Annotated in this window: 15 protein-coding genes and 1 tRNA gene; 8 read left to right on the top strand and 8 right to left on the bottom strand. The window is 37.8% G+C overall.

The genetic code is table 11. The features are described from left to right. Position 1 precedes the first annotated feature (1 nt). The gene (locus D9O48_RS04870) at positions 2 to 1,021 is read left to right on the top strand and encodes a tetratricopeptide repeat protein (RefSeq protein WP_126971208.1); all 1,020 of its coding nucleotides are present in this window, start codon (positions 2 to 4) and stop codon (positions 1,019 to 1,021) included. 139 nt (positions 1,022 to 1,160) lie between these two features. Here the strand turns inward: D9O48_RS04870 and argS are convergent, their stop codons facing one another. Then, positions 1,161 to 3,050, bottom strand: a complete 1,890-nt coding sequence (gene argS / locus D9O48_RS04865) for an arginine--tRNA ligase (RefSeq protein WP_126971206.1) — start codon at positions 3,048 to 3,050, stop codon at positions 1,161 to 1,163. A 75-nt stretch (positions 3,051 to 3,125) separates the two neighbouring features. On the opposite strand from argS, the gene D9O48_RS04860 reads away from it, so the two are divergent. The 4 genes from D9O48_RS04860 (at position 3,126) to D9O48_RS04845 (ending at position 7,397) form a co-directional block, all read left to right on the top strand. Continuing rightward, the gene (locus tag D9O48_RS04860; RefSeq protein WP_199750499.1) at positions 3,126 to 3,650 is read left to right on the top strand and encodes a GtrA family protein; all 525 of its coding nucleotides are present in this window, start codon (positions 3,126 to 3,128) and stop codon (positions 3,648 to 3,650) included. Positions 3,651 to 3,714: 64 nt separating this feature from the next. Next, the gene (locus tag D9O48_RS04855; RefSeq protein WP_126971202.1) at positions 3,715 to 4,827 is read left to right on the top strand and encodes a TlpA disulfide reductase family protein; all 1,113 of its coding nucleotides are present in this window, start codon (positions 3,715 to 3,717) and stop codon (positions 4,825 to 4,827) included. A gap of 12 nt (positions 4,828 to 4,839) precedes the next feature. Then, positions 4,840 to 6,633 (top strand): sensor histidine kinase, encoded by a 1,794-nt coding sequence (locus D9O48_RS04850; RefSeq protein ID WP_126971200.1) that lies wholly within the window; start codon positions 4,840 to 4,842, stop codon positions 6,631 to 6,633. A gap of 8 nt (positions 6,634 to 6,641) precedes the next feature. Further along, complete coding sequence (locus D9O48_RS04845) at positions 6,642 to 7,397, top strand: LytR/AlgR family response regulator transcription factor (RefSeq protein ID WP_126971198.1); 756 nt, start codon at positions 6,642 to 6,644, stop codon at positions 7,395 to 7,397. A 104-nt stretch (positions 7,398 to 7,501) separates the two neighbouring features. On the opposite strand, the gene D9O48_RS04840 is transcribed toward D9O48_RS04845, so the two are convergent. The 7 genes from D9O48_RS04840 to D9O48_RS04810 form a co-directional block, all read right to left on the bottom strand. After that, positions 7,502 to 8,518: a PDDEXK nuclease domain-containing protein gene (locus tag D9O48_RS04840; protein WP_126971196.1), complete on the bottom strand. Its 1,017-nt coding sequence runs from the start codon at positions 8,516 to 8,518 to the stop codon at positions 7,502 to 7,504. 264 nt (positions 8,519 to 8,782) lie between these two features. Next, a tRNA-Pro gene (locus D9O48_RS04835) sits at positions 8,783 to 8,856 on the bottom strand. Between the two features lie 73 nt (positions 8,857 to 8,929). Then, positions 8,930 to 10,138 carry a family 16 glycosylhydrolase gene (locus D9O48_RS04830; RefSeq protein WP_126971194.1) on the bottom strand — a complete coding sequence of 403 codons (1,209 nt, stop codon included), beginning with the start codon at positions 10,136 to 10,138 and terminating at the stop codon, positions 8,930 to 8,932. A gap of 6 nt (positions 10,139 to 10,144) precedes the next feature. After that, positions 10,145 to 10,861, bottom strand: a complete 717-nt coding sequence (locus D9O48_RS04825; protein ID WP_199750498.1) for a glycoside hydrolase family 16 protein — start codon at positions 10,859 to 10,861, stop codon at positions 10,145 to 10,147. 95 nt (positions 10,862 to 10,956) lie between these two features. Further along, positions 10,957 to 11,847, bottom strand: coding sequence for a PKD domain-containing protein (locus D9O48_RS04820; protein WP_126971192.1), 891 nt, complete (start codon positions 11,845 to 11,847; stop codon positions 10,957 to 10,959). 1 nt (position 11,848) lies between these two features. Beyond that, on the bottom strand, positions 11,849 to 13,330 hold the full coding sequence (locus D9O48_RS04815) for a RagB/SusD family nutrient uptake outer membrane protein (protein WP_126971190.1): 1,482 nt from the start codon (positions 13,328 to 13,330) through the stop codon (positions 11,849 to 11,851). An 18-nt stretch (positions 13,331 to 13,348) separates the two neighbouring features. Next, the gene (locus tag D9O48_RS04810) at positions 13,349 to 16,441 is read right to left on the bottom strand and encodes a SusC/RagA family TonB-linked outer membrane protein (RefSeq protein WP_126971188.1); all 3,093 of its coding nucleotides are present in this window, start codon (positions 16,439 to 16,441) and stop codon (positions 13,349 to 13,351) included. An 853-nt stretch (positions 16,442 to 17,294) separates the two neighbouring features. Here D9O48_RS04810 and D9O48_RS04805 point away from each other — a divergent pair. From D9O48_RS04805 to D9O48_RS04795, 3 genes are all read left to right on the top strand, one after another. After that, a complete protein-coding gene (locus D9O48_RS04805; RefSeq protein WP_126971186.1) occupies positions 17,295 to 20,174 on the top strand; it encodes a triple tyrosine motif-containing protein in 2,880 nt (959 codons plus the stop codon). Between the two features lie 373 nt (positions 20,175 to 20,547). After that, the gene (locus D9O48_RS04800; RefSeq protein ID WP_126971184.1) at positions 20,548 to 22,293 is read left to right on the top strand and encodes a sensor histidine kinase; all 1,746 of its coding nucleotides are present in this window, start codon (positions 20,548 to 20,550) and stop codon (positions 22,291 to 22,293) included. Beyond that, the gene (locus tag D9O48_RS04795; RefSeq protein ID WP_126971182.1) at positions 22,290 to 22,955 is read left to right on the top strand and encodes a response regulator; all 666 of its coding nucleotides are present in this window, start codon (positions 22,290 to 22,292) and stop codon (positions 22,953 to 22,955) included. The genes D9O48_RS04800 and D9O48_RS04795 overlap by 4 nt, the downstream gene beginning before the upstream one ends. The last annotated feature ends 40 nt before the right edge of the window (positions 22,956 to 22,995 follow it).

The raw sequence follows: 22,995 nt of genomic DNA, 5'->3' as shown, positions 1-22,995 counted from the left end.
TATGAAATCCGTATCCGTAGTAATATTAACCCTATTGAACCTGTCACTATTTGCTCAATCAGATAGTACTTCACATTATTATCAAACCGGCAAGGAGGCCTTCCTTGAAAACAAATTCCGGGTTGCAGAAATCGCTTATCACAAGTCCTTAAGTTTTAACAATGAACACATTCCCAGTTTACAAGGACTTTATTCTTCGCTTTTAGCTCAAAGCAGATATCCCGAAGCATATGCTATTTTATTAAAGATAGAACCGTTAACCGATGGCAATGATAAATTTGTTGTAGGTGAATTGTCGCGTCTTTCTTTGGATATGCGTAAGTGGCAGGATGCTATCCGCTACGCAGAAAAAGCAAAACAATTAAATGTAGAAGGCAATCACTCTTATACATTATCAAAAGCGTATTATCATTTAGAAGATTACGGTAAATCATTACAGCATGCAGATCATGCTTTCAGGTATGATTCTTCTTCTGCTGAAATTCCTTATATAGCAGCACAATGTTTCTTAGAGATGAGTAATTACAAACGTGCAGCCGGTTGTTATGAACAGGTGCTGGCAAGAGATTCTTCAAAACCTCAATGGATGTATGAAGCAGGCCTGGTTTATTATGCTATGCCTGACGATAAAAAAGCTATTTACTGGATTGAAAAGGCCGGTGAAAAAGGTTATCGTAAAACCAATGATTATTATGAGAATCTTGCAAATGCTTACCTGAATAGTAAGCAATTTGAAAAAGGTACTGCCATATTGATCGAGCTATTAGCTAAAAAACCTCAGGATCAGGAATTATTATACAATATCGCTGATGGGTATTACCGTCAGGGTAAGTTTGATCAGGCGATAGAGTATTGGGATAAAATACTTTTTATTGACAAGCAAAACGCTCAGGCTTTATACATGATCGGGTTAAGTTATCAAAAGAAAGGAGATGTTTCAAAAGGTCAGCAATTATGCGATGCGGCGATTAAATTAGATCCTTCACTCGGTGATTTAAAGAAAGAGCGTAGACTTCGTTAGGGTTATTATTGGAATAAAGGCCGGCAGTTTCTTCAAACCTCCCCGGCCCATTTTTTTAGCACGTTTTTCAATTGAAAATGGCCACGTAAATAAATTAAGAATGAAGAATTGAGAATTTTTTTCAACTTTCCATTCTCAATTACATTTTAGATGGTACATTAATTCCCATCAGATGCATTCCTCTTTCGATAATGTTTGCGGTTAACATTGCAATTGCAATTCTCAATACCTTTTTCTCTTCGTTTTCTGCTTTTCCGATTGAATGTTCAGAATAGAAGCTGTTAAACGACTGAGCCAGTTTAAATACATAAGCAGCGATTACGGAAGGATTGTACTCTTGTGCGGCCTGAGCGACTACCGCAGGAAACTGCTCTGCTAAACTGATTACGGCTTTCTCTAAAGGCAACAAACCTGTTCCGAAAGAAGACGTTGTTACATCCACCGTTCCCTCTTTACGTAAAATAGATTGTATTCTCGCATAAGCATATTGAACGAATGCGGCAGTAAATCCATGAATATCGATCGATTCTTCCGGGTTGAAGATAATTCTCTTTTTAGCGTCTACTCTTAACAGGAAGAATTTCAATCCCCCCAAACCAATGGTTCTGTATAAGTGCTGTAGCTGCTCTTGCGTAAAATCATTTACTTTACCCAGTTCGGTTGTTTTTTCTTCGGCTATCTTAACCATATCAGCTGCCAGATCATCGGCATCCACCACCGTTCCTTCACGACTTTTCATTTTACCGAAAGGCAATTCCACCATCCCGTAGCTTAAATGAAAAATACCGTCAGCTGCCGGCAGCCCCAGTTTCTGAGCAATCAGTTTCAATACTTTGAAGTGATAATTTTGCTCGTCTCCCACTACATAAATACTTTTATCACACTTAAATTCTTCATATTTCTGTAGTGCCAGTCCGATATCCTGTGTTATGTAAACAGATGTTCCGTCTCTTCTTCTGACGATCTTTTCATCCAATCCGTCAGCAGTTAAATCAATCCATACAGAGCCGTCTTCTTTTTGATAGAATACTCCTTTTTCAAGCCCTTGCTCTACCAGGTCTTTTCCCAGGAGGTAAGTTTGGCTTTCATAGTATGTTTTGTCAAAGTCAGACCCAATTACTTTGTAGGTTTCATTAAAACCGTCATATACCCACTGATTCATGGTTGACCATAACTTTAATACCTCCTGATCACCTTCTTCCCATTTGAGCAACATCGCTCTTACTTCACGCATAATCGGGGTATTGTTACGGGCAATTTCTTTAATCTCGTCTTCAAGACTTTCTTTCTTTTCGCCCTCAAGTGTAGGTAGCTTATCTAAGAATTGTTGAAGTTTAGGTGTGTCGGCAGCCTGAATATTTTCAAAGTTTCCGCTTTTAATCTCTTCTAAAACCGGTACAGTCTGCGCTTTTAGTTCATTTTCGAATTTTACATAAAAGTCGCCCACCAGGTGGTCGCCTTTGATGCCGGTAGAGGCAGGAGTGGCCCCGTTACCGAACTTTTGCCAGGCCAGCATCGATTTACAGATATGTACACCACGATCATTCACGATACAGGTTTTTACCACATCGTATCCGTAAGCTTTGAAGATTTCGGCAATACTCCAACCCAAAAAGTTATTTCTCAGGTGACCCAGGTGTAAAGGCTTATTGGTATTCGGAGAGGAATACTCTACCATTACCTTCTGGCCGTTTGATGAATGATTGCCAAAGGTTTTATCGGTATACCTGCTACCCAGAAACTGTATCCAGAAACTGTCTTGCAAACTTATATTCAAAAACCCCTTGATAACATTAAATCTGGCAATAAGGCCGGAACATTGCGCCAATAAAGCGTTACCCAGCTCATTTCCGATCTGTTCAGGAGCTTTTTTCAGCGATTTTACCAGGCTGAACAATACCACTGTATAATCACCCTCAAATTCAGGTTTTGTTTCATTTATAAGGATATCTTTCTCAGCAACAGACAGTTGAAAATTGGCTGAAATAGCCTGGGCTACCTCTTTTTGTATAATCGAAACTATTGACATCTTATTCATTTAAGGTTGCAAAAATAAGAATTACCCGTTAAAATGCTTAATTTCGTGCACTTTAAAAGCAATAGAGTGAAAGATTGGGTTATAAGTTTTATAGATTTTTTTTATCCACCGTTCCGGCGGTTAATGCCTTTGCAAACGTTCAGATACGCTGTTTGCGGCGGAACAAATACTTTGTTAGACATCTTTATCTACTTTGTTGCTTATAATTTCATCTTAAAAAAAGAAATCCTGGATCTGGGTTTTTATGCTTTTGAACCCCATATTGCGGCGATTTTCATTGCTTTTCTGATCAGCTTTCCTACGGGATTCCTTTTAAACAGGTATATAGTTTTTCCGGGTTCAGCTTTAAAAGGCCAGACGCAGCTGTTCCGTTATCTATTGCTGGTGGTGATTTGTATTCTGTTAAACTATGTATTTATCAAGTTTTTCGTTGAATATTTAAATATCTATCCAACCGTTGCTAAAATCATTACTACGGTTATTGTGGTTTCTTTCAGTTATGTAACCCAAAAGAAGTTTACTTTCAAACAATCGATGGATGAGCCACTAAATACACAGGTTGACGATCAACAAAGCCCGGATTCTCATTAGTATTGCCCGGATTCTCATTGTAGTTTGATAATTAGCCCGCATCATTTCATTTTTGAATAAAAAAATGAAATCCTTAATTCTTTCTTGTTGTATTCTTTTTCTTCCGTTTTTTCTATCGGCTCAGTACCGTATAGAAGCGCATCTAACCGGTTTTGATGACGGAACTGTTTTTTATCTGAAAGATATTGAAGCCGATCAGGTACTGGATAGTACCGTGCTAAAAAACAAATCCTTCAATTTTTACGGTTCTTTTGATGATGTTCCTTATGCTTTATGGGTGTATACCATAGTAGGCAACCAGTTTTACTATTGTAACCTTCTGATGGGAAATGAGCATGTAGTGATAAAGGGAGCAGCAAAGGAAATGCCTTATTACATTAGTATTACCGGATCTGGTATTCAGGATACGGATAATATTCTCCGGAAGAAAACCGCTGGTTTTTCCGTTTCAAGAGACAGTCTGGTGAATATTGTAGTACCTCTTATGAACAAGGATGAGAATCCGGAATTGCAGAAGAATATCTGGAATCAGATCCGGAAAATAGATGATACCATGGATATCATTAAGCGTACGTTTATTGATAAAAATATTAATTCATATGCTGGTCTGAGGCAATTGTTTTTTTATCGCTTCAGTTTAGATTCCTCTACTTTGCATAGTTTGTACAATCAACTGAAAACTCCCTTCAGAGAAAGCCGTTATGCCAAAACAATCGCCACCTTTCTGAAAGTAGGCATGCCGCTGAAAACCGGAGAGATGTCATGGAACTTTAAGGCAATCGATTCTTCGGGGAAACAATATCAACTCTCTGATTACAAAGGTCAATTTGTATTGATTAACTTTTCTACTACTTATTGTGGCCCTTGCATACTTTCAAAAGATGAACTCAAGGCGGTAGCAGTTAAATATGAAAATCAATTATCATTATTAACTTTTAATGCAGACGCGTCAAGATCTACCTGGCTGGCTGGTATTTATCGTGACCAACCTTCGTGGCCTGTATTGTGGGATGGTAATTCCGGTCATAGTGAAACCGTTCTTAAATACGGCGTGCAGGGATACCCCACTTTTGTACTGATTGATCCGGATGGGAAAATTGTGCACCGGTGGTCAGGGTATGGAAAAGGATCATTGTTGTCTGTAATGGAAAACAAAATGCCTAAACAGAATAATTAGTAAATTTCAGTAATGAATATTAGAAAAATCAATAAAGAGTGGTTATTGATCTTGTTCCTGAGCTTACCGCATTATGGTATAGCTCAGGAATCACGTATTTCATCAGCTGAACCGTATTTTCAATTTCATATTTTATATAATCATGCGGATAGTTTTAGTTATGATAATTACTATTATCTGAAAGAAAAGTTTTTTTGGTCGTTTGAGTCTTCATCCGGTGAATTCAGACCTTTCGCCGATGATTTGTTTAACGGTGCATCGCCGCTGGGAAAAATAAATACCATAGCAGGAATAGGGCTTCGTTTTAAACGTTCAACAACAGCACATTCAGGTTATCCGGTAAGAGTGCTGGATAAACAATATACTTCAACGAATATATACGATTCATCTGCTGTGCACGTAATTGCCCTGGGAATAAACAAAAGCAATGCTGCTCAATATGAGTACAGGCTTGTTTTGAATGAAGATACAGTAATACGAGGATGGTCGCAGTTCACCACTTTCAAAACAATACCGGAAAACGGTTACACTTATGCTGACCTGGGAACATTTTTGCATCCTGGCAATTATCTGTTATTGGAAGTGAGACATAAAAAAACATTACAAGACGCCGGAAGTATTGTTTTAAACTGGCCAAGATATCCTAAATTAAGAGTGGCACAGTCCAGAATTTATTTTAAGGAGAATAATGCAATGGGAACAAATGGATATTTTGATGCAGGCATGATCAAGAATGGTTATGCTACAGAAAAAGACAGCCTGACCGGTGTTTTGAAAAACTTACGATTGCCCGGCGATAAAGAATATGAGAGTTTTATTTTTGACCTGAGAGACCAGGAAATTACTTTTCCTTATACAGCTAAACTGGTAAGAAATATAAAAGGTGTAGAGGATACTGTCGAAATAAATAGTTACTTCAATGAATCAACAATAAAAATACCTTCATATTTTCTGAACAAACCAGGTAAGTTCAATTTGTTGTTAGGAAGTACCTATTATTTTCATTATCCGGATTTTGATAAGTGGATTTTGAAAATTCCATTTGAAATTCAACCGGTGCCTGTATTATTGAGAAAGTGGACATTCAGGGAAATTTTACCTGTATCTCTTCTGGTGATTCTAGCTATTGTATTGTTTTTTTATTTTTATTATAGACGAAATAAACGAAAATTAAAGCAGGTAGAATTGGAAAAACAGTTGAACACTTTGCAACTCCGAAGCTTGCAGGATCAGTTGAATCCTCACTTTTTATTCAATGCATTGAGTGCGATACAAAACCTGATAGGTAAAGGTGATCTGGAAAATGCTTCTCTTTACCTGCAGCGTTTTTCTGTGTTAACCAGAACGATACTGGCTAATAGTCAGCAGGAAATGATCAGCCTGGAAGATGAGCTGAACATTCTGCAATCATATCTTGAAATGGAACAATTGCGTACTTCTTTTAAATTTCGAATTGAAGTAGATAAAAAAATTAATACGGCTAATACAGAAATACCGGTAATGTTGTTACAGCCTTTTGTTGAGAATGCCGTAAAACATGGAGTCAGTTCTTTAGATAGAGAAGGTTTAATATTGTTGAAAGCGGTTCAATCAGACCAAACACTAACTTTTATCGTAAATGATAATGGAAAGGGAATAAAGGCCAAAGAACAATCGGATATAGCAAAAGGGTGGGGGCTGGATGTATTAAAGAAAAGAGTATATTTTTTAAATGAAATGTATGGTTATCCGGTGGTGAGTTATCAGGTACACTCTGATTCAAACGGTACAACAGTAGAAATAAATTTAAAAAAGTGGTTTAATTAAAAGCTATTATGCCTATCAAAACAATTATAGTTGAAGATGAAATAAATAATCTGGAACATTTACAACGTCTTGTGAGCGTAAATATTCCGGATGTAGTAATAGTAGCTACCGCTATGGACATTGTAAGTGCTCAGGAGGCTATTTTATTTCATCAACCGGAGCTGGTACTACTGGATATTCAGCTAAAAGACCATACGGCATTTGATCTGTTAAGACGTTTGCCTGAAATTTATTTTGAGATCATATTTATTACGGCTTATGATCATTATGGAATTCAGGCGATAAAATTCTCTGCACTGGATTATTTATTAAAACCGGTAACAAAAGATGATTTAGCGGCAGCTATATTAAAGGCTTTTGACAGAATACGTCAAAAGAAGAAAAACAAACAATTGGATAATTTATTGGATTTTCTCGCTGCGGGTAGTCCGGAACAGAAAAAACTGGCATTACCCTTACAGGATGAAATAAGATATGAACCCATTACAGCTGTTGTACGTTTTGAAGCATCCAATAATTACTGTTATGTTTTTTTAGATACAGGGGAGAGGCTGTTAGTATCCAGAACATTAAAAACATTCGCAGTAATGTTAGAATCGTATGGATTTATCCGAACACATCAGTCACATTTAGTGAATTCAAGATATGTCAAAAGCTTTCTGAAAGAAGACGGCGGCTTATTGTTATTAAGTGATACATCAAAAATTCCCATTTCAAAAACTCATAGACTGTTGGTTAAAGAGCGTTTAGGACAATTACCCTGAGAAGAATGATTTTTTAGAGAATAGCCAGCGAAGACAATATCTTGAGAGATACAAAGTATTGTATTGATTCATTGTTTTTTCAATAATTCATCATTTCAATAATATTAGGATTTGGAAGTTGTTGAATGGTTAAATTGTTCGAATCCTCTTGTCATTTCATCGAGTAGTTGTTTTTCTGTAGGAAGGTATAATTGATATTGACTGGCTACCAACTGTTTTTGATTTTCTGGCAAAGTAAACCTTACGACTGCATCATTTTTACTGGCGCAGAGTAATATCCCGATTGTAGGATTTTCATGTGGGAGCTTTTCAATACGATCGTGATAGTTGATATACATTTGTAACTGACCGATATCCTGATGTGTAAGTCGGGTTGTTTTAATTTCTACAATTACAAAACATTGTAACAGGCGATTGTAAAACACGAGATCTACAAAGAAGTCGTCTCCATCGAGATGTATTCTTTTTTGACGGGCCATGAAAGAAAACCCATTTCCAAGCTCCAGTAAAAAATCTTTTAAATTTGTGATAATTGCACTCTCAATTTCCCGTTCGTAATAAGAGGCTTCTCTCTTTAAGCCGAGAAATTCAAGATACATGGGGTCTTTAATAATTTCTTTTGCATCAGACGGCTGCTTTTCATTTCTTGCAACAGCCAGTACACTTTCCTTATCATTACTTAAAAGTAACCGTTCATAGAGGCTGGTATGGATCTGTCTTTCTAATTGCCGTACAGTCCAGTTATTTTTAATAGCTTCTGCTATGTAAAAGTCTCTTTGATCTTGATTTTTAAGGGTTAAAAGTAATCTATATTGACTCCAGCTCAATTGTGAACACACTGTGTTCACAATTGGAAATGTTCGATAAAACTGTCGATACCAGTTAAGTTGGCGATACGAAAAGTTAGTACCATATTCTGGTTGTAATTTTTCAGATAAGTATTTTATCAGAAAGGTTCCATAATCTGCCCTGTCTTTTCCGTTTTGTTCCTCTTCGAATATTCGTTTGCCAATGTGCCAGTACATTAAAGTACGTTGGTGATCAACTGCGCGAATGGCGTTTTCTCTTGAATGCTGAATGATAGATTTAATATCTTTTACTAAAGATTCAATTACCTGCATATCGTGGGCTTTAGAGTTTTAAAAAGCACTTCGTGAATAATAATTTACGTAGTTATTGTGCAACTGGATTTAAAACCAGGTAAATGAATATAAATACTATAGAATAAATATTTAAATAGCGATAAATATGAATTATCAGATTGTAATCAATTAATCAGTGCGATAGTCGGGTTGGGAAACCTGTGGAAAACGGGTAGAGTCGGTAGTATGCGGCTAGATAGTTACAATAAAAAAAGAGGCCGAAGCCTCTTTTTTTAATTTCTGTCGGGAAGACAAGATTTGAACTTGCGACCCCTTGCACCCCATACAAGTGCGCTACCGGGCTGCGCCACTTCCCGAACTCAGGTTGCTGATGCAACGGGGTGCAAATTTATCATTTTTTTTATAACTTAAAAAATTACCGCGTGAATTTTATGGATTAGGTGCAAAATAACGCACGTAATCGACTATTAACCATTGCGGAAACTCGGTGGTGGCATTCGGATTGCCCGGCCAGTTTCCACCTATTGCAAAGTTGATAATCATATAAAACTCTTCGTTAAAAGGCCAGTGATGGCCATTTAAATCAGCCGGCGTCATGCGCTTGAATTCAATATCATCCACCAGCCAAACGATTTCATCTTCTTTCCAGATTAATGAATAAACATGGAATTCGTCGTGTAAAATTCCTGAAGGAAGCGTGTAGCTGGAGGTGCTGTGTACAGAGGAAGGTCCGGGGCCGTAGTGCAATGTACCATGTGACTGGTTCGGTGTATTACCGACCATTTCCATCATGTCAATTTCACCGCTGCTGGGCCATCCGCCGAATACCTCATGTTGCGGCATCAGCCAGAATGCCGGCCATATGCCTTGTCCGTAAGGTAATTGTGCTCTGATATCGATTCTACCGTATTTAAAGAACTTTTTGTCGCGGGTGATGATTTTTGACGAAGTGTAATCAAATCCCTGATATCTTTCCTGACGCGCTTCGATAACCAGATTGCCTTGTTGTGTATAAATGTTTTCGCTTCTGGCAGTGTAGTATTCTAGCTCATTATTTCCCCAGCCACATAATTCAGGACAACCGTTTCCGTTCTGATTGGTCCAGATATTTGCATCAAAACCATCCGTAAACTCATCATTCCAGGCTAATGTATAGCCGGAATAACTCATCGGAGTACTGTATCCGGTAGTAGCGATTTCAATTTTACTATCATCATTTACAATGGTACCGGTGGCTGTTTTTCTGGTGATGACTCCATAGTTGGCAGAAAGTAATTCAACCGTAAAGGTTTCATTATTTTCTCTGATTTCATCACCGATTACTTTTACTACGATAGAACTTTTTGTTCTACCGGCGGGCACTACCAGTGTACCGTTGGTGACCGGTTGGAAGTCTTCACCTCCGATAGCGGTACCATCATGAACGGTGTATTGAATCGTGATATCCATATTAAAAGCACGGTTGAAACTTACTTCGAAATCGAAATCAGTTAAACCGCTGTTACCTTCGGCTTTTGTGACATCTTTTATTTCAATACCCGGTTCAGGTACACCTTCTATTTCTTCTTTGTCTTTTTCACAAGAAGTAAATACCAATAGTAATACCAGTGCGGAGAAGATATAATTAAGTCTGATCATAATAAATTATTGATAAATTCTAACATAGTCGATCACCAGCGTTTGAGGAAAGATGCTTGTATCAACACCATGTTTTCCTCCCCAGTTACCGCCTACTGCGACATTTAATAATAGGTGAAAGGCCTGATCAAATGGCCAGGCAGCACTACCATCGTGTTCGTTGGCGAACTCAAAAAAGTAGTGGTTGTCTACGCCGATCTGAATCATTTTCTCAGACCACTTTAACTGGTAAACTCTGAATGTATCAGCGACATTGGGCAGATAGATATCTTCACCTTTATGCGTTTGCATTACATGGTTATAGGCACCGGTATGAACCGTTCCGAATAAAGAATCTTTTTCGAAGCCTACATATTCCATGATATCAATTTCTCCGCTATGAGGCCAGCCTCCATATACCCAATCGGTTGGTAACATCCAGATGGCGGGCCAGATACCTCTTCCTGTAGGAAGTTTAGCCCGTACCTCTATTTTACCATATTTCCAATCACCTTTTTTCTTTGAAGTTAATCGGGCGGAAGTAAAAGACGGATGATTACTGCTGTCGTAACGAGCTGTAATATGTAAAAAACCGTCCTTTACCTGAACGTTCATTGAATCGGCTTTTGTATATAACTGAAGTTCGTTATTGCCCCATCCATGCGCGCCCACATCATAACTCCATTTAGTGCTATCGGGTAATCCTGTATAGTCAAATTCGTCTTGCCAAACAATTTTTTCCACAGTCGATTGACACGCATTGCACAGAACAGCCATCAAAAGAATAGAATATAGTCTATACATAATATTAAACATTGAAAGGCAAAACCTTCTGGTTATTAATCTTTCGGGATTAAGGTAAACTTCCATGTGCCCCAGTCATATGCTTTTTTCAATATGATTTTGGTAGCTGATATGAATTCTATTTCATAGGAGTTACTATTTTCCGGCTCACTTACAATAGCAGTGTTACCGGCTTTGTACAATCCTACGAAAGCACCTAATCCTGTAATATTTAATCTGTTTCCTGATATGGCAAATCTATGGTCGGCATTCGTTCCCCATGCAGCATATTTTGCAGGAATAGAACTGAACGGAGCACAGCCTACCAGTGGTGCCATATCGGCTGGGAATACAGCACCGCCTTCTTCGTCTACCCAGATATCACCTTTGTTATCGAATGAATAAGTACCGTTAATGTTAAAAGTATATTCGTCGTTGAACAGGCAAGGTCGCACGCCAGGTTCGCCGGCACCGCTTGCCCACCATTGTTGTCCTTCAGGGCTTCCTACCCATAATGCTCCTGGAGCGGTATTATCCAATACCCAGGTTTTAAAGTCGCAACCTGTTAAGTTTGCCAGCATACCTACACAACGGTCAGGATCGTTTTCCGGTACTACGATCTCAATTGAATCCAGGCCAAAGCCATCTTGATTAAAACTTCTTAGCTTTAGCAAATAACTGCCTCTCTCAGGATAATAGGCAGTATCTTTCTGATTACCGTTAAAACTGGCAGAACCGTCGCCTAAAGTCCATTGATGAATGAATGCGCCGGGTGTTAAATCGGTAATCAACCAGCGGTTATTCATTCCCTGAATAGGTGTTGCTGTAAAGTTAGCCGTAGGTGGGTTACCCACTGTACGGTAATCTTCTTTTGATGAACAGCTTTGTACTGAGCAGACAGTAACTACTGCTACACAGATATAGGTTAGTTGATGAATAATTTTCATACTAGTAATTATTTTGTTTTAACACGCCTTTAGTGATATCGATTTCCTGCTGCGGAATCGGTAATATTTCATGTTTGTTCGGAAGAAATCCTAAAGGGCCTAATACTGTTGATGCCATGCCTGTTCTTACGAGGTCAAAGAAGCGATGTCCTTCTGTAGCCAGCTCTAAGTGTCTTTCTTCCATGATATTTTCAATCGTGGCTACTTTATCGCCTAATCCTACACGGTTACGAACGGCATTTAACAGGTCATTGGCTCTTGACTGATCGCCACCTGAACGAACAAGGGCTTCAGCTTCGAGTAAGTAAGTATCAGCCAGTCTGATTTCTATTTCATTAATCGGCCAGTTTAACTCCACATTACCGATGGTAGATCTGTAAGCAGTAACAGGTGCATATTTTTTAATGAAGTAATCAGTGTTCTGATATCTTTCAGTATAAGTAGCGCCACTCAACTTCAATGCATTTCCGTCAATGATAGTATGTTCAAAGCGTGGATCACCCTGCATTGCGTTTACAAGATCCATTGAAATCGGGCAGAATCCCCATCCTGCAGAATAAGTTGGTCCGTTATAATCTGCCGGTCCGATAAACTGCGGTGCTACGTTACCGTCAGAGCCATTGATCCAGCCCCAGTCGCCCCAGCCTGCTAAGGTAGTATGCGAAATTTCAAGAATTGATTCGGTATGAAAAGCATTATCAGGGTTGAAAATATCTCCATAATTATCCAATAAGCGATAAACTGAAGAGGTATTTACTTCTCTTAATACGGCTGCTGCTTCTGCCATTCTGCTGTTATCCATTTTGAAAAGCAGCATTTTTCCGAATAAAGCCTGTGCTGCACCTTTGGTTAATCGGCCTGTTTCTTCTACCGGAACAGAAACCGGTAATACATTAATGGCTGCTTTCAGATCTTCTTCAATCAACTGATAAACCAGATTAGGATCTACCTGTTCCTGATTGTACATTTCACTAGGAGCCAGTGATTTTGTAATCAATGGAATGTTTCTGAAGAATCGAACCAGGTCAAAATAAAAGAACGCTCTTAAAAATTTTGCTTCAGCACTTACCCTGTCTAAGAAAGTTGGATCCAGTTTATCTTTTACCAGTTCAATTTTTTCTAACAAAAGATTAGCTCTGTATACACCTGTAAAGTTTCTTTGCCATAGGCCGTATTGTGGGCCACGAAAAGGATCTAATGTGAAGTTGTCATAAGCTACCCATGCCGGCTGGTCAGATGCATCTGAACCTCCTGCATGTGCTTCATCTGATGCTGTTGTTAATAAAGGCATTTTCATGGTATAGCCACCTGAGTTTCCCCATTGCATCACATCATAAACAGCTACCAACCCTTGAAATACCTGTTCTTCATTCTGATAAAAATTGTCTTCCAGTTCTGTACCTCTCGGAGTTAGCTCCAGAAAGGATTTACTGCAGGCACTGGCAACAATGCATATAGCGATTATATAAATTGATTTTTTCATTGTAATACTTTTTAGAAATTAGAAACCTAAGTTCAATCCTAGGAAAAATGCTCTTGGTTGCGGATAAATACCTCTGTCTACTCCGAAGCTGTCACCACCGATTTCAGGATCAAATCCTCTGTATTTGGTGAATGTTAACAGGTTGTTGGCCATTACATATACTCTGGCTTTCTGAATACCTGCTTTTCGGGTAATTGATTGTGGTAATTGATATCCTAACTGAATGGTCTTGATTCTGAAATAAGATCCATCTTCTAAAAAGAAATCTGAGCTTTGGCTATAGTTTTTGTTCGGGTCACTAATGGTCATTCTGGGATGTTCGTTGGTAGAACCTTCTCCGATCCAACGGTTCAAGGCGTGTTTGGTCCAGTTGGCCATTGGTAAATCGAATCTTCTGATCAGATTCATTACGTCATTACCCTGAATACCTTGTCCGAATACCATCAGGTCAAAGTTTTTCCATTTAGCCTGAGCGGTAAACCCATAAGTGAATTTTGGAGTAGGATTGCCTATAATGGTTCTATCATTGTTATCAATAATACCGTCTCCATTAAGATCTACAAATCTTAAATCACCTGGTTTTGCATTCGGTTGAATAACGTTACCGTCTTTGTCTTTGTAGTTATCCACTTCCTGTTGGTTCTGGAAAATTCCATCTGTTCTCAAGCCGAAGAAAGAACCGAAGGCATGACCGATTTGTGTACGTGTAATATCTAAGCCTTGCGGACCATAAGTTTGTCCGGGTAAGAACTCTTTATCATCTCCGAGATAAGTGATTTTATTCTGGATGGTAGAGAAATTACCATTTAATGATAACTGTACTTCTCCGATTTGTTGGTTATACCCTAATTCAAATTCAAAGCCTCTGTTTTCAAGTGTAGCGATATTTCCGATAGGTCCTGCATTACCAACAAATGCCGGTACTGCAATTTCCAATAACATGTCTGATGTTTTTTTGTGGAACCAATCGATGCTGGCATTGAAGTGTCGAAGGAACTGTACATCCATACCAATATTGAGCTGAGAAGTTTCTTCCCATTTCAGGTCCGGGTTTGATAAACGGTTCGGAGAAACTCCAGTGAAGATTGCTGAAGGCATTCCGAATGTATAATCTCTACCGCTACCTACCGTAGCAAGATATTGGAAATCGGCAATTCTATCATTACCTGCAACTGCCCATGAACCTCTCAATTTCAGGAATTGAATAGGTGTTACACTTTCAAAGAATGATTCTCTTGAAAGAATCCAACCTGCTGATACGGAAGGAAACACACCATATTTATTATTGCTACCGAAACGTGAAGAACCGTCTCTTCTTACAGTGGCAGATAAAAGGTATTTATCTTCATAAGAATAAATAAATCTACCGAATAGAGAACTGAGTGTATTTAAATATTCTCCACCCCAGAAGTTACGATCAGCACGCGGTACATTAAACCCTAACGAAGCATCTTTTAAACGGGTAACAGGAATATTATCAACGGCTCCGGCCTGTGTCAATCCTTTATTCTTTTGAGCGGAAGTACCTGCCAATACGGTAAAGCTATGGTTATTTAAAGTTGTCTGATAAGAAAGTGTATTTTCCCACAGCCAAAATAAACCTCTGTTTGATTCGCGGGTATATTGATTTCTTACGCGCTGATTCGTTGCATTCAGATAAAATACCGGTAAAAAGGTTTCTGTTCCCCAGAAAGCCAGGTCAGCACCTATGCTTGATCTGAATTTCAATCCCTTCAGTATTTCTGCATCGATATAAGCATTTGCTACGATTTTATCGCTGAAGTTGATGGTTTCATTCGTTTGAAGTGCAGCAACCGGATTCAGAATTTCCGAAGTTACCAGGCCGGAAATACCATAAGGGAAACCTCCCGGGGTTTTAATGATATTCGGATTATTATAAGGAGCCATGTTGTATTTAGCCGGATCTCTTTCTACCAGAGGAGTAATCGGATCTATATTGATCGCTCTGTTTAGTGGTGAGCCCCACTCAGAGTTGGTACCCACTCCCACAGACTGAATTCTGGTATAACCGATATTGTTTCCGAATTCAATTCTATCAGAAATTTTGTGTGTACTGTTAAATCTTAAAGTGATTCTCTCAAATTGAGAATTAGAAGTGGCAACGATACCGTCCTGTTGAAAATAACCGAAAGAGGTGAAGTAAGTAGACTTCTCTCCACCGCTGGCTAAGCTCAATTCATGGTTTCGCATTTTTGCGTTATCATTAAATATTTCTTTCTGCCAGTCTGTTCCTTCTCCCAAACTTGCTACATCCGGAAAACGTAAGCCTTGATTAGAAGCAGCATATGCTTCATTCACTAAAGTGGCATATTCTCTAGCATTCAGTAAATCCAGCTTTTTCCATGGTGCCTGGGTAGCCTGATAACCATTATAGTTTACAGAAGTTTTTCCTTTTACACCTCTTTTGGTGGTTACAAGGATAACACCGTTTGCCCCACGTGCTCCGTAAATGGAAGCCGCAGCGGCATCTTTCATTACCTCAATGCTGGCAATGTCGGCCTGGTTCAGGAACTCAATGCCGCCTTCAATCTGAACACCATCTACTATATATAGAGGATTACTGTTACCGATAGTCGTGATACCTCTCACACGAACAGTGGCCGGAGCACCGGGCTGGCCCGAAGATGTAGTAATATTAACCCCTGAAATTCTACCCTGAAGTGAGTTTTCAACTCTCACTACGGGCATGTTTTCAAGCTGTTCTGCTTTAATTGAAGAAATAGCGGTGGTTACATTAGACTTCTTTTGTACACCGTACCCGATTACAACAACCTGTTCCATCTGATTAGGTAAAGGAATCATGGCCACCGTATAAGTAGCACGGTTGTCTGCTTCCCAGCTGGCAAGTTCAAAGCCAATGTGGCTAAAAGTCAGTTTGTCTTTTTCTTTAATATTATTAATGGTCGCGGCCCCGTTCACATCGCTTGACCCGGCTGGCTGGCCATTCAACAGAATGGTCACATTCGCCAAAGGTTCAAGTGTTTGTTGGTGAACGAATTGGAGTTGTAGGGGTGGCCTTGTTTGCGCAAAAGTTGTTTGAGCAAACATAAATAAAAGCCACCAACTCATAAGATAAGAAGCGAATTTCATAAGCAATCATTTTTGTGTTGGTGAATCACTGTAAATCTAGGCATGTTCTTAACTAATTTTAACAAATTCACTACATCACTGGTACAACTAGATCGTTTTAGCTGGCTAAAACGATACATCAATACTACGTCATGTACATAAATGCGCTTTTTTCGGTTTTAAAACTGACCGGAAAATCTGCCGGAAATCAGCATCTGAAAATTATAATAGATTATAAAACATTGACAATCAAAAAAATAATTAGTGCTGACTTCGCTGGCAAATGAATGGATAAAAATAATATGTATGTTGAAGTAGTTGATTTTCAACTAAATGAAGTATAAATTATGATTAATCGTGCTAGTAATAGATGTATCTATAAATATTATATATATACAATACACTAAAAATAACTTTATCGGAATCAAAATTGAAAAGAATACTTTTTGATTGCGATTGAAACTAAATAGGAGTACTGTGAGCGTTAGAGAAGGAGTAAGTCAATGCATTATAATGTCTGAACATTGTAATGCATTTTTTAATCTATACTCGCCGGAGAACTGTTTCTTTTGCAACCTTTCCGCTTTTCAAAAAAGCATTCGCAAGAGAATAAAAAAATAGAAAGGCTTAAAACTATTGGATACAAAAAATACGTAAGTAGTTAGTAACAGGGTAGAAATAATTAATTATTAAAAAAATTTAAACGCTAAAATAAAATAGTACTGTAAAGTAGAAGAGTGATGATTTTACAATAAGGTTCTGTAATAAAGAAATGCTATGATAAAAGCATGTGTGCAATAGAAGAAAACGGTTTTATATTATATACATTCTAAAAAAAATATCGTAATATGTGTTAAAATGCATTACTAAGCCTATGAGGGGTTTCTTTGTAGTGTTGCTAACGATGAATTTGCTGTTTGGTAATTTGTTTGCTCAAAATACCATTGGTATGCCTTCTATTGTCAATTATATAAAAAAGGAATATAGAGGTGCTACACAAAACTGGATGATCACTCAGTTGAACAATGGAGTTGTCTTAGTAGCCAATAATGACGGACTTTTATCTTATGATGGTGTTTATTGGAAAAAACATACTGTTTCTAATCGAACAATCGTTAGGTCTGTTGCGGTTGATGCGGCTAATCGCATCTTTGCCGGAGCCCAGGATGAATTAGGTTATTTTCTTCCCGATAGTAATGGTAACCTTTATTACCAAAGTTTAAAATCGAAGATACCTGAGAAACATCGGAACTTTACTGATGTATGGCAGATTAATTTTTGGGGTAATCATGTTTTCTTCAGAACAGAGAAATCAATTTTTATTTATGATTCCGATACTATAGCTGTTTTTGATGCTCCGGTTCAATGGACGGATATGCAGCTTGTGAATGGAAAAATGCTGGCACATCAAAGAGGTGGGCATATTTATGAGTATAGTAAAGGAAACTGGAAAGTATTCCTTGAATTACCCGTTTCATTTCAACACGAACTAATAACAGGTATTATATATAATGAAAAATCAAAACAATATGTAATCGGATTTTCTAAAGGAATCTATATCTATGATCAAGGCAAATTAAAGCCCTGGTACCCGTCGTTAGAAAAAACATTTGAGAAAGCCAATCTGATCCGTTTTTCACAGAATCGTTCAGGTGACTGGATGATTGCCACTCAATATCAGGGTATGTATGTAGTAGGAGAACAGCTGGATTGGGTACAACATTTTAGTACAAACGAAGGGTTGCAGAATAACCACGTCAATTATATTTTCGAAGATCAACAGGGAAATGCCTGGCTGGCACTTGAGAATGGAATAGATGTAATGTTGAGCACAAACGCTATTAAAAAGATTTTACCCGAAGGTCGTTATGATGCAGCGGGATATGCAATGCTATCTTATAAAAATCATCTTTACTTAGGAACTACTAATGGCCTGTATCAGATTCCGGTTAGTGCGCCCGGTGATTTCACACTCCAGAAAATGCGGGTTGCAGATATTCCTCAGGCGCAAGGACAGGTACGTAATATTCAGGCTGGCAATTTTGGAATGATTTTGTCGAAACACGAGGGTGTACAATTTTATTATCCCGAAGAAAAAAAACTATTAAACAGTAATGAAACAATCGGACATTGGGTTTTTCAGCCGATCGTTTGGGAAGGTAAACTCGCGTGGATTGCCGGACATTATCTGGGATTGTCTGTCTGGACAGAAACCAGAAAAGGGTTTAAAAAAGAATTTGATATTCCGGATTATCATGAGTCATCGAGGTTTGTAGAGGTTGACCAGCAAAACAGAGTATGGGTTTCACATCCTTACCGCGGAATTTATCTCCTTGAACAAATAAACAATTATACAGCACCGGTATTGTTCGGAGAAGCCGACGGGCTCCCTTCTAAGATGAACAATCACGTCTTCAAACTCGGTGGAAGAATGGTTTTTTGCACGATTGACGGAGTATATGAATTTGATGATAAAAGCAGAAGATTTTATCCATCTGAATTTTTCAAAAGATACATTGGAAATATTCCTATTCGGTATGTTAAACAGGACGAAGAAGGAAGCTGGTGGTTTATTACAGATAAAAAACTCGGCGTAATAGATTTCACGGGTACTGAACCGCAATATTGGGAAATAGCCGAATTGGAGGATAGAATGGTGAGGGGTTTCGACCGGATTGAAGCAATTGATCCTAACAATATTCTTATCGGGGCGGAAGAAGGTTTTTTGCATATTAACTTTAAAAGATATAAAACAAAACCGCTCGAATTAAAGCCGATTATCAGTTCTATTCAATTAAATGAAGATCATAATATCTATAATGGATTCGGAGAGCTTCCGGCCAATGCGTGTTTTGATTATCTGGACAATCAGCTCAAATTTAGTTATGCTACACCTTCTTTCGGAAGTATAGAAAACATTAAATTTTCTTACCGGTTAAAAGGTTATCAGGACGAATGGAGTGAGTGGTCTGATAAAACTGAGAAAGAATTTATGAATCTGCCGGCCGGGCAATTTGTGTTCGAGGTAAAACTTCGAACGAATAAAGGAATTGAATCTGCTATCACCGGGTTTCCGTTTCAAATATATCCGCCATGGTATTTAAACGGATGGGCATATTTGTTATACTTTATTATGATTATCGGTCTCATATCTTATCTCTTTTACCGTCAGCACCAGAAATACCTGCAGGCTATGCAAGTGCATCAGGATGAACAGGCACGTTTGAAATACTTGCATGAACTGGAGTTGGATAAATCCGAAAAAGAGCTGGTAGAATTGAGAAATGAAAAGTTACAGAGAGAATTGGCTGAAAAAAATCAGGAACTAGCTTCAAATACTTTACATCTGGTACATAAAGAGGAGGTTTTGGCACATCTGAAAGAAAATTTGCAGAAAGTAAACGGACAAAAAGACGTAGAGTATGCTTCAAATGAAATTAAAAGGTTACTAAAGAAATTGGGTGAAGAGGAAAAGCAGCGGGAAACATGGGAACAGTTTGCCGTACACTTTGATACTGTACACGCTAATTTTATCCAGCAACTCATCGCTCAGTACCCAAAACTGAGTTCGAATGAAGTAAAACTATGTACATATCTGAGATTGAACCTGAGTAGTAAAGAAATTGCAAAATTGATGAATATAAGTGTAAGAGGAGTGGAGATCAGCAGATATCGTTTAAGAAAAAAACTGCAACTTCAGAAAGAGGAGAACCTGTTCCACTTCCTCTATAAAGTTACTAATAATTCTCTATAATGTCAATTACGGTTACCAATAAGTGTTTTCCTTTAGTTTATTGATTAGTGTTAGGTAGTTTTTTCAGATTCTGTTTAATAAAAATTTATTTTCCAAATTAGTTGCATTTGCAATTTGTTGTAATGCAATAGATTCTATTTAAAGAGTTTGTCGGAAAAACATAGTACTAAACAGTAAGTTGTTGGTTTAATCTAAATATTAACACTTACAAAATTGAGCTGATCGATCTAAAATATTGATGTTAATCAATTTTGTTTGTAAATAATTAGAATTAAATTGAATATATATTTCTACTTAAGTCGAGATGAAGTTTATTTGCCTACTTATACTGATACAAAGTTTGACACTCGTGGTATGCGCGCAGTCGAAACCAATGCCTGGCGAAGTCGTTGCGAAGTACTATGACTCTGTAAAGCTTAAAAATAAACTGCAGCATAATTTTATCGAGTCTTTTACCGAAGGTGCAGAATGGCTGGGAGAGATGCCAAACTTTGACTCGGTTGCCCAGTTGTATTATCAGTTAACCTATAAAGACAGCTCCAACCAGTATGAACTGGCGAGGTATTATCTGGCTAAAGTAGTGCGAAAACTGAATATGGGCAGGTTGGGGGAGGCAGATTACTATAATGAGCTCTTTTACAATATTGCAATTAAGAATAATTTTCAGCAGGATCAGATAACGGCTTTACGCAGACTGATAGGAGTGGCTAGCCTCATTCATGATACGGCCACCTTTCAGAATTACTTTAAAGTAGTATATCCGCAACTTGAAAACTTTGAAGCTACTATCAGGTCTGATAGTTTTAAGTATAATACGGTACAAAGCTATTTCTACTTTATTAACTATGCCGGTGGCATGTATGCTTATCTGAAAGATTCTATGGCTATAAAAAAGCTTTATGATATTTCAACCAATATAGCCTCGATCATTAACCGGGATAATTACTTTAAACAGTCAGACAAAAATATGTTCGAAAGAACCTATTTATTGATAAAGATGTATTACAAACGATTTTTTCCAAACGAGATCAATGAAGATTTTTATGAAAAAATAAAGAGTTATTTTTTAGAGCCGAATGCAGCGTACATGAAAGCCGATAACTATGATGCAATGAGAGTATACCTGCTATTGGCACAGAATCTAAAAAGTGTTGATATGTTAAAAAAGTCACTGACTTTATATAACACTTTTGTGTACGATAATAATTTGATCAATAATGATAATGTATTATTACTGAATCAGGGGTGGTTGGCCTATTATAGCGGTGATTATAAAGGTGCGGCAGATAAATTCTGGGAAATGAAGGTAAATCTGGATAGCATAAATTACCTGTTGTACCGTATCAACTTTAAAAATGAAAGAGAAAATTATATATCCAATCTGAAGTTAAAAGAGTCCTACGAAAAACAATTACAGGCTGAAAAGGATAAAAGACAATATCAGATGATTACCTATATCCTTTTAATCGCAATTATTATAGTGGCTGTAGTAGTGTACTATTTTTACAAAAATAAATCGCACCAGATTGATAAAGAAAGACTCTTTCTGGCGCAGAGTATTCATGACGAAATAGCTCCGTTAATTTTGTTTACCAGACAAAATCTGATAAGATATCATAAAAATAAAGATATCAGTGAAGAAGCTTACAATGAATTAAACGATCAGATTTCAAATGTAAGGGATATGGTTCGCCAGATGAGTCATGAAATCAATGATAAAAGAACATACTCAACCAATATCTTTAAAAACTCTCTGATTGACTTTAAGCAAACAATAGAACGAATTTCCGGTAAAGCGTTCGAGTTCGAATATAATGTTCCGAATGTTGCGATCAGCTTTACTCAATATCATCGAATGCGGTTAATTGTATCTGAATTGGTAGCCAACACTGTAAAACATGCCCAGTATAATAAAATTACTTTACGGGTAACTTATGTTGAACACAGGATTATCTTTTTTTATCAGGATGATGGCACCGGCTTTAGTGAGAATATTTTATCGGGTGGAATAGGAATGAAGAATCTGCTCTATCATACCGAAATCTTAAAAGGTGATCTGAAACTCAATAATCAGTACCCTAATGGTTATCATTATCAAATCACCATCCCTTTAACATGAAAAGTACATTGAATAATACCCTTTTGATTGTAGATGATCACAAAATGATCGTGAATGGTTTAGTCAGCCTCATCGGAGACCGTTTTGAAACGGTAGAAACAGCTTTCAGGGGCGACGACGCTATTGAAAAGTCTTCGTTGTATAAACCTCAATTGGTTATCTTAGATTATAGATTACCTGACCAGTTAGGCCATCAGGTTGCACGGGAAATTAAAAACCAAAACCGCGATACCAAAATTTTAGTATACACTTATAATGACGATGCGGAAGCTGTCAATAATATGTTTTCAGCCAATGTAAACGGTTATATTATTAAAGATGACAAGGATGAAGATATCTTGCAGGCGGTAGATTATATTTTGCAGGGAAAGGACTATTTCTGTGCCATCGCCAGGGGGCATATTATTAATACATTTACTTTACAAGACAATATCCCGGCATTCAGAGTCGGAGAGCTGGAGTTCTCACCCCGGGAAATCGAAATTATCCGGTTTACCTGCATGCAAATGACGGCAAAACAAATAGGACTAAAACTTAATCTGAGCGAACGGACCATCGAACAATACAAAAGTTCTGTTAATAAAAAAATCGGTTCAAAGAACCTTGTTGGCCTGATTAAGTTCGCTTTGAAGTTCGGAATTGTTAAATTAGAGGACCTGTAAAACAAGAACAAGCCGGTTAATTTGCTTTTGGAATAAATCT

It is taken from the genome of Gynurincola endophyticus, from assembly GCF_003991195.1.
Taxonomy (GTDB): Bacteria; Bacteroidota; Bacteroidia; order Chitinophagales; family Chitinophagaceae; genus Gynurincola; species Gynurincola endophyticus.
This window is presented reverse-complemented; position numbering and strand designations above follow the sequence as displayed.